This is a genomic window from Sporichthyaceae bacterium (genome assembly GCA_036269075.1).
Taxonomy (GTDB): domain Bacteria; phylum Actinomycetota; class Actinomycetes; order Sporichthyales; family Sporichthyaceae; genus DASQPJ01.
The window spans coordinates 1-8,309 of sequence record DATASX010000005.1; the positions used below are offsets into that span (position 1 = coordinate 1).

General features: G+C 70.5%; 8 protein-coding genes. 3 read left to right on the plus strand and 5 right to left on the minus strand.

What is annotated here, in order from left to right; genetic code table 11:
* Window positions 1-1,012, plus strand: a 1,012-nt coding sequence (locus VHU88_01050) for a hypothetical protein (protein HEX3610251.1), incomplete at its 5' end; no start/stop codon positions are given.
* Window positions 1,013-1,207: 195 nt separating this feature from the next.
* On the plus strand, window positions 1,208-1,900 hold the full coding sequence (locus tag VHU88_01055) for a GNAT family N-acetyltransferase (protein HEX3610252.1): 693 nt from the start codon (window positions 1,208-1,210) through the stop codon (window positions 1,898-1,900).
* A 9-nt stretch (window positions 1,901-1,909) separates the two neighbouring features.
* Here the strand turns inward: VHU88_01055 and VHU88_01060 are convergent, their stop codons facing one another.
* The 3 genes from VHU88_01060 to metH form a co-directional block, all read right to left on the minus strand.
* Entirely contained in the window at window positions 1,910-2,305 is a 396-nt protein-coding gene (locus VHU88_01060) for a Fic family protein (protein ID HEX3610253.1), read from the minus strand.
* A complete protein-coding gene (locus VHU88_01065) occupies window positions 2,302-2,499 on the minus strand; it encodes a ribbon-helix-helix protein, CopG family (GenBank protein ID HEX3610254.1) in 198 nt (65 codons plus the stop codon). Before VHU88_01065 ends, VHU88_01060 begins: the two co-directional genes overlap by 4 nt.
* 180 nt (window positions 2,500-2,679) lie before the next feature.
* On the minus strand, window positions 2,680-6,201 hold the full coding sequence (gene metH / locus VHU88_01070) for a methionine synthase (GenBank protein HEX3610255.1): 3,522 nt from the start codon (window positions 6,199-6,201) through the stop codon (window positions 2,680-2,682).
* Window positions 6,202-6,359: 158 nt separating this feature from the next.
* Here metH and VHU88_01075 point away from each other — a divergent pair, with 158 nt between their 5' ends.
* The gene (locus VHU88_01075; GenBank protein HEX3610256.1) at window positions 6,360-7,226 is read left to right on the plus strand and encodes a PAC2 family protein; all 867 of its coding nucleotides are present in this window, start codon (window positions 6,360-6,362) and stop codon (window positions 7,224-7,226) included.
* Window positions 7,227-7,239: 13 nt separating this feature from the next.
* Here VHU88_01075 and VHU88_01080 read toward each other — a convergent pair whose 3' ends face one another.
* A complete protein-coding gene (locus VHU88_01080) occupies window positions 7,240-7,875 on the minus strand; it encodes a class F sortase (protein HEX3610257.1) in 636 nt (211 codons plus the stop codon).
* Window positions 7,872-8,309: hypothetical protein (locus tag VHU88_01085; protein HEX3610258.1), on the minus strand; the 438-nt coding region annotated here is incomplete at its 5' end. The genes VHU88_01080 and VHU88_01085, both read right to left, overlap by 4 nt.

Sequence of the window (8,309 nt, forward strand, 5' to 3'; positions counted from 1 at the left end):
CTTCTACACGACCAACCAACCCCTGCTCGTCGCAGGCGGTGGCGGTGGCGGTGGCGCGGCCTTCGCGCCCGCGACGGGCGGGAATGCTGGTGCAGGCGCCCCGCCCTGTTCCGTCGGCGGCGCTGGTGGCATGGTGGCGCCGGGCGTGGGTGGCACCGGCGGTGCATGTCCGCCGGCCGCCGTCGCACCGGTGGGTGGCCCGGCGAACGGACTCGGATCCGGCGGGGGTGGTGCCGGGTACAACGGCGGCACCGGCGGCACGACCAACGGTGCAGGCCTCGCCGCCCGCCCCGGGGGCGGCGGCGGGGGGTCGAGTTTCGTGGCCACCGGCGTCGCGGGGGCGGCGTTCGCGCCTGCGGCCGCCGGCACAGCTCCTTCGGTTACCTTCACCTACGACCCGGGCGCGGACCTGTCGGTGACCAAGACCGGCAGCGGTTCGGTGCGGGCCGGCAGCGTCTCCACCTACACGTTGAACGCGGCGAACAACGGTCCGGATGACGCCACCGGCGTGACCCTGACCGACACCCTGGCCGCGGGCGAGGACTTCGTCGGCTCGGTGCCGGGAGCCACGGCGGCCACGCCGGGCGGCCCGACCTGCACCGCGAACCACGCGACCCCGGTCGTGGTCACCTGCAACCTGGGCGCGGTGGCGTCGGGGACCTCGGCCCCGGTCTACATCACCGTCGCCATCCCCGGCGACGCCCACGGCACGTTGGTCGACATGGCCCATGTCTCCGGCGCCCAGTCCGACCCGAACCTGGCCAACAACACCGCGACAGTGGCGTCGAGCGTCAGCCCCGCGATTCATGACGGACGCGACGGCCACGACGGCGCCCCGGGTCACGACGGCGCGCCCGGCCACGACGGCAGTCCTGGTCGCGACGGGCATGAAGGCCACGACGGTCAGCCGGGGCACGACGGCCGCGACGGCCACTCCGGTCGCGATGGCCGGGACTGGCACGGCCAGCCGTGCAACTTCGACAACCCGGACTTCCCCTTCTGCGACGCCTGATCCGGTTCGACTCAGCAGCCGCCGACCGCGTTGGTCGGCGGCTGCTGCGCGTCCGAGATCCGGCGACCCCGGATCAGGGTGGAGGCGGCTGAGGCGACTTTCGGCCGTTGAACCGCACCACTGGTTGCAACTCTGCCCGCCAGCCGTCCGACGCCGGCCCAGGGCTCCCGGCCGGGCGGTGATTGGATCGAGTCGATGAGCATTTCGCCGCCGCGGGATGCCGGACTGGACGATCCCGTCCGCCATGCCCTCAGAGACCGTCAGCATGCCCTGGGTGTCCACGCCGAGCACTGCGCCGTCTTCCGGGCCGACGTCGGCCCGTTCGCGGCCCTGGACGATCACTCCGACCCGGCGCACTGGGCAGAACTGCGCGCCCTGGCGCCGGGCCGCACCGTCGTCCTGCTCGATGTTCCCGACGAGCACGTCCCCGCGGGTTGGGCCGTGCGTCGCATCGTGGGTCGGCAGATGGTCGACACCGTCACGCGATCGCTCGAGGACGCGCTGCTGGAACTGGGCGACCCCGACGTCCCCGAGATGCTCGACCTGGTCAACCGCACACAACCCGGCCCCTTCGCCGAACGCACGGTCTCCTTCGGCGGCTACGTCGGCATCCGCGACGCGGCCGGCGATCTGCTGGCCATGGCCGGGCGCCGGATGTGGGCCGGCGACGCCATCGAGATCAGCGCCGTCTGCTCCGATCCCGCCGTCCGCGGCCAGGGCCTGGCCCGTCGCGTGGTGCACGCGGTGTCCGCCGGCATCGCGGCCGACGGTTGCGTGCCCTACCTGCACGGCGCCGACGCGAACACCCCGGCGCTGGCGCTGTACCGCGCACTGGGCTTCGAGGTCCGCCGTGAGGTCCACTTCGTGGTGCTGACCCCGACCGCGTAGCGCGGCGAGTCAGGGCTTGACCGCGGCAAGGTGCAACGCGATCACCTCGGCGGCACCGTCCACGTCGAGATCGCCCCGTGCCACACCGACGACGAACGACTCCGCGGCGGCCACATCCGTCGTCCGCAGCCAGTAGCCGTTCATGGCGCAGAACACCTTGGTTGCGGTCCACGCGAGTCGCTTGTTGCCGTCAACCAGTGGGCGATTACGGGCGATCGAATGCAGCAGCGCTGCTGCCTTGGTGGCAAGCGTCGGGTAGGCCTCCGCGCCGAACACGGTGGTCCGCGGGCGCGCGGCGGCGGCAGCCAGCGCCCCCAGGTCCCGCACCGGTGCCTCAGCCATGCCGAGCATGCGTGCCGCGATTCGCAACAGATCCGTGGTGTCGAGGCAGACGAACTCGGTCACGACCCGAGTCGCTCCAGCAGTTCAGCGTCCTCGACCAGAATCCGGTCGACGATCGCGTCGAGGCGTTCGGTGTGGTCGGAGACGTAAAGCCGGATGGCCTTGCGCGCGATCTCGTGCATGGACGTGCCCTCACGCTCGGCACGCTTCCGGAGGTCCTCGGACTCCTGCTCGGTCAATCGCAGTGTCATGGCCATGAGCAAATGCTACCGGGCCTGGTATCAGAGTGCTACCAGACGAGAAGGCGGGGCCCGCCTAGCCGGCTCCGAGCGCGGTCCCGACGGTTGGGGATCAGAACGGAAAGCCGTTTGGCGATGGGCGAGGCGACGGCTGCCTCTGGCGTTGCGATATTGATCGTGGCCCGTCGGCCGGCCGCTCTACGCGTTGAAGTACTTGGCCTCGGGGTGGTGCACGATCAGCGCGTCGGTGGACTGTTCCGGGTGCAGCTGCAGCTCCTCGGACAGCGTGACGCCGATGCGCTCGGGCTTCAGCAGTTCGACGAGTTTCGCGCGGTCCTCCAGGTCCGGGCAGGCCGGATAGCCGAAGGAGTACCGCGAACCGCGGTAGCCCTGCTTGAGCATGGCGTCCAGATCGCCGTCCTCGTCGCCGAAGCTGAGCTCCTCGCGGACCCGGGCGTGCCACATCTCGGCCAGCGCCTCGGTCAGCTGCACCGACAACCCGTGCAGCTCCATGTACTCGCGGTAGGAGTTCGCGGCGAACAGCTCGTTGGCGACCTGGGAGACCCGGTTGCCCATGGTCACCAGGTTGAAGCTGACCACGTCGATCTCGCCGGACTCCTTCGGGCGGAAGAAGTCGGCCAGGCACAGGTGCCGGTCGCGACGCTGACGCGGGAAACTGAACCGCAGCCGCTCGGTGCCGGGCTCTCCCCCGGACGCCTCGTCGTGCAGCACGACCAGGTCGTCACCCTCGGACCAGCACGGGTAGTACCCGTGGACGACCGCGGCCTCGAGCATGTTCTCGGTCAGCACCCGGTCCAGCCACATCCGCAGCCGCGGGCGGCCCTCGGTCTCGACCAACTCCTCGTAGCCGGGCCCGCCCTGTGGGCCGCGCGTGGGTTTGAGCCCCCACTGGCCGAGGAACAGCGCCCGCTCGTCGATCCACGAGGCGTAGTCGGCCAACTGGATTCCGCGCACGATGCGCTCGCCCCAGAACGGCGGCACCGGGACCTTGTTGTCCAGCGCGACATCCGAGCGGGCCGGCATGTCCTCCGGCGCCGTCTCGACCAGCTTCGCCCCGGAGGCGACGCGCCGCCGACGCAGCGGCGGCAGTTCGGCTCCGGGCACCCCACGCTTGACCGCCATGAACGCGTCCATCAGCCGCAGGCCCTCGAAGGCGTCGCGGGCGTAGCGCACCTGGCCGGTGAACATGTCCGCGAGGTCCTCCTCGACGAACGCGCGGGTCAACGCGGCGCCGCCGAGCAGCACGGGCCACTTCTGGCCCAGCTGACGGCTGTTCAGTTCCTCGAGGTTCTCCTTCATGATGACCGTCGACTTCACGAGCAGCCCCGACATGCCGACCACGTCGGCGCGGTTCTCCTCGGCGGCCTCCAGGATCGCGGCGATCGGCTGCTTGATGCCGATGTTGACGACCTTGTAGCCGTTGTTGCTCATGATGATGTCGACGAGGTTCTTGCCGATGTCGTGCACGTCGCCCTTGACGGTCGCCAGCACGATGGTGCCCTTGCCGGACTCCTCGGAGTCCTCGGCCTTCTCCATGTGCGGCTCGAGGTGGGCCACCGCGGTCTTCATGACCTCGGCGGACTGCAGCACGAACGGCAGCTGCATCTGACCGGAGCCGAACAGCTCACCGACGGTCTTCATGCCCGCCAGCAACGTCTCGTTGATGATCTCCAGCGCGGGCCGCTCGGCCAGCGCCAGGTCGAGGTCGGCCTCCAACCCCTTGCGTGCCCCGTCTACGATCCGACGCTCCAGCCGCGCGAACAGCGGCAGGGCCAGCAGTTCGTTGACCTTCTCCTCGGCCATGGACTTGGTGTCCACGCCCTCGAACAGCTGGAGGAACTTCTGCAGCGGGTCGTAGGCCGGGGTGTCGTCGGTGGCCGGGCGGCGTCGGTCGTAGATCAGGTCGAGGGCGACGTTGCGTTGCTCCTCCGCGATGCGGGCCATCGGCACGATCTTGCTGGCGTGGACGATTGCGGAGTCCAGTCCGGCCTTGGTGCACTCGTTGAGGAACACCGAGTTCAGCACCACGCGGGAGGCCGGGTTGAGGCCGAAGGAGATGTTCGACAGACCCAGCGTGGTCTGCACGGTCGGGTACCGCTGCTTGAGCAGTCGGATGGCCTCGACGGTCTCCGCACCGTCCTTGCGGGACTCCTCCAGCCCGGCGCCGAGGGTGAAAGTGAGCGTGTCGACGAAGATGTCCTCGACCCGCATGCCCCAGTCGGCGACCAGCGCGTCGATGGTGCGCGCGGCGATCTCCACCTTGCGCTCGGCCGTGCGGGCCTGCCCGGTCTCGTCGATGCACATCACCACGACCCCGGCGCCGTGCTCGGCGACCAGCGGCATGATCTTGGCGTAGCGCGACTCCGGACCGTCGCCGTCCTCGAAGTTCACCGAGTTGACGATCACCCGGCCACCGATGCATTCCAGGCCCGCCTGCAGCACGGCGGGCTCCGTGGAGTCCAGCATCAGCGGCAGCGTCGAGGCGGTGGCGAAGCGGCCCGCGATCTCCCGCATGTCCTGCGCGCCGTCACGTCCGACGTAGTCCACACAGACGTCCAGCAGGTGCGCGCCGTCGCGGGTCTGGCCGCGGGCGATGTCGACGCAGTCGTCCCAGCGGCCCTCGAGCATGGCCTCCCGGAAGGCCTTGGAGCCGTTGGCGTTGGTGCGCTCGCCGATGGCCAGGTAGGAGGCGTCCTGCTTGAACGGCACCGCGGTGTACAGCGAGGCCACACCGGGTTCCGGGCGCGGCCGGCGCTTGCCCTTCTCCACGGTACGCACCTTCTCCACCAACGCCCGCAGGTGCTCCGGCGTCGTGCCGCAGCACCCACCGACCAGCGAGAGTCCGTACTCGCGGATGAACGTCGCGTGTGCCTCGGCGAGCTCGTCCGGACCGAGCGGGTAGTGCGCACCGTCGGCGGTGAGCACCGGCAGCCCGGCGTTCGGCATCGCGGACAGACCGATCGTCGCGTGCTTGGCCAAGTGGCGCAGGTGCTCGCTCATCTCGGCCGGGCCGGTGGCGCAGTTTAGCCCGATCAGCTCGATGCCCAACGGCTCGAGCGCGGTCAGCGCCGCCCCGATCTCCGAGCCGAGCAGCATCGTGCCGGTGGTCTCCACGGTCACCTGCGCGAACACCGGCAGGTCGACGCCCATGGCAGTCAGCGCGCGCTTCGCGCCCAGGATCGAGGCCTTGGTCTGCAGCAGGTCCTGGCTGGTCTCGACCAGCACCGCGTCGATACCGCCGGTGACCATGCCCTCGGTCTGCTGCTGGTACGCGTCGCGCAGCGTGGCGTACGGCAGGTGTCCCAGCGTGGGCAGCTTGGTGCCGGGGCCCATCGAGCCCAGCACCCACCGCTGCTGACCGGTCCGCTGCGTCCAGTCGTCGGCGGACTCCCGGGCGATCCGGGCCCCGGCCTCGGCGAGCTCGAAGATCCGCTCGGGGATGTCGTACTCGCCGAGGTTGGCGTAGTTGGCGCCGAAGGTGTTGGTCTCGACCGCGTCGACGCCCACCTCGAAGTAGGCGTCGTGGACCGACCGGACGACCTCCGGGCGGGTGACGTTGAGGATCTCGTTGCAGCCCTCGAAGCCGGAGAAGTCGTCGAGGGTCAGGTCGTGGGCCTGGAGCATGGTCCCCATGGCCCCGTCGGCCACGACGACACGTTCGGCCAGGGCGCGACGCAAGCTTTCCGGAGATGCAGTCATTAACCGGCAAGTTTACGGCGTCCGCCCCGAACGCATTCGGGTCGAGTGTGCGTTCGAGGGCAGGTGACACGTCCTGGGTCGCACACTCGACCTGTTCGGGCGCCGGTCCGGTAGGTTCGCGCCGTGAGGGTCGGCAGTACTGAGAGGTTCGGAGCGCAGTGATCGAGTTCGACGTCGGTGGCCTGACCGACCCGATCCTGATGGCCTCGTTCGAGGGTTGGAACGACGCCGCGGAATCCGCCTCGGGCGCCGTGGCGCACCTCATCGACGTCTGGGACGCCGAGCCGATCGGCGAGCTGGATCCGGACGAGTACTACGACTTCCAGGTCAACCGGCCGACGATCTCGGCGGACTCCGCCGCGGAGGGCTCCCGGATCACCTGGCCGACCACCCGCTTCTACCTGGCCAAGCCGCAGAACGGGCACGACGTGCTGCTCATGCGCGGGGTCGAGCCGAACATGCGCTGGCGGGGCTTCTGCGCCGAGTTGATCGATGCCTGCAAGTCACTCGGCGTCGAGACCGTGATCACGCTGGCCGCGCTGCTCGGCGACGCCCCGCACACCCGGCCGGTTCCGGTGCGCGGCACCTCCAGCGACGCGGGCCTGCGGGCCCGGCTGAACCTCGAGCCGTCGACCTACACCGGCCCCACCGGGATCGTCGGGGTCTTTCAGGACGCCTGCGCCCAGGTCGGCGTGCCGGCCGCCTCGTTCTGGGCGGCCGTCCCCTACTACGTGCCGCAGCCGCCGTGCCCGAAGGCGACGCTGGCGCTGCTGCAACGGGTCGAGGACGCCCTCGACGTGCCGGTCCCGCTGGGCGAGTTGGTCGCGGACTCCCGCTCCTGGCAGGAAGGCGTCGATGAGTTGGCCGACGAGGACAGCGAGGTCGCCGAGTACGTGCGCTCCCTGGAGGAGGCCAAGGACACCGCGGACCTGCCGGAGGCCTCCGGCGAGGCGATCGCCAAGGAGTTCGAGCGCTACCTGCGCCGCCGCGACGAGGGCCCCGGCAGCGGCCCCACCCGGTCCTGACAGCGAATCGGGTTCAGGACGCCAGGTTCGCGTAGACCACGACATCCTGCTGGTAGGAACCGGCGCTCGCGGTCCCCGCCGGAGCGATCACCCGCAACTGAGCGGTCTTGCCGTCCGAGCCGAAGACCTGGTCCATCGGCACGTCGGCCGGCGCGTAGGTGCCGACCGAGGTGACCACGAAATCCACCGTCTTCCCCCCGGTGGTGGTCACCACGATCTGGTCGCCGGCCTTGGCTTCGGACAGCCCCGCGAACACGTCGTTGCCGCCGGTCTCATTGGTGCGGTGCCCCTCGAACACCGCACGCCCGACCGTGCCCGGCTCGACCGAGGACTCGTCCCAGCCTGCCCGGCCGAAGCCGGGCGGAATCGGGGCCGAGGTGGTCGGGTCGGTCTTCACCGGGTCGACCGGTGCGTCGATCTTCAATCGGCTCAGCTCGAGCCGGACCGGGTCCGCGGCCCCCACCACGGGCGCCTTGGCCGGAGCCGAGTGCGAATCCCACGGCCACCCGTTCAGCCCGCCCCAGAACAGCAGCGGGACCGCCGAAGCGGCGGCCAGCACGAACTGGACCACCCGCCACGGGTTGCCGGCCTTCTCCGCCGGCTCCGCGGACCGCGGTGCCGGCCTTTCCGTCAGATCCGTTCCCCTCACCAGGGACCGCCCACGAACTGACGCCGTCCCGCAGCACCGGCAGCACCTGCAGCCCCGGCCACCGCCACCCCACCCAGGATGATCAAGGCGACCGCCGCGGCCCCCACCTCGGCCTTGGCGGAGATATGCGGCACGTAGGTAAACGGGTTCAACGAAGGCTGATCGCCGGGGTCGTTGTTGTGGCTCGGGGAGATCGTCCCAGGATCCGAGGGCGTACTGCGCTTCGTCCACGTCGACCCCGGCACCGCGACCTGTGGGGTCGTCATGTGCACGGTGGCCGGCGCCGTCGGCGTCGGCGCGGTCGAGGTCGGGGTCGACGGGCTGACCGCGGGGGTCGCCTTGCCGCCGAGGATCGGCAGGTCCTCGACCAACGGGGTCACCACCGGGCCGAGAACCGGCAGGCTCTCCAGGACGGAGCCCAGCGACAGGGGCGC

Excerpts from the sequence above, each read along its gene's own strand:
- VHU88_01055 (HEX3610252.1), top strand. The coding sequence starts at position 1,208 with ATGAGCATTTCGCCGCCGCGGGATGCCGGACTGGACGATCCCGTCCGC.
- VHU88_01065 (HEX3610254.1), bottom strand. The coding sequence starts at position 2,499 with ATGGCCATGACACTGCGATTGACCGAGCAGGAGTCCGAGGACCTCCGG.
- metH (HEX3610255.1), bottom strand. The coding sequence starts at position 6,201 with ATGACTGCATCTCCGGAAAGCTTGCGTCGCGCCCTGGCCGAACGTGTC.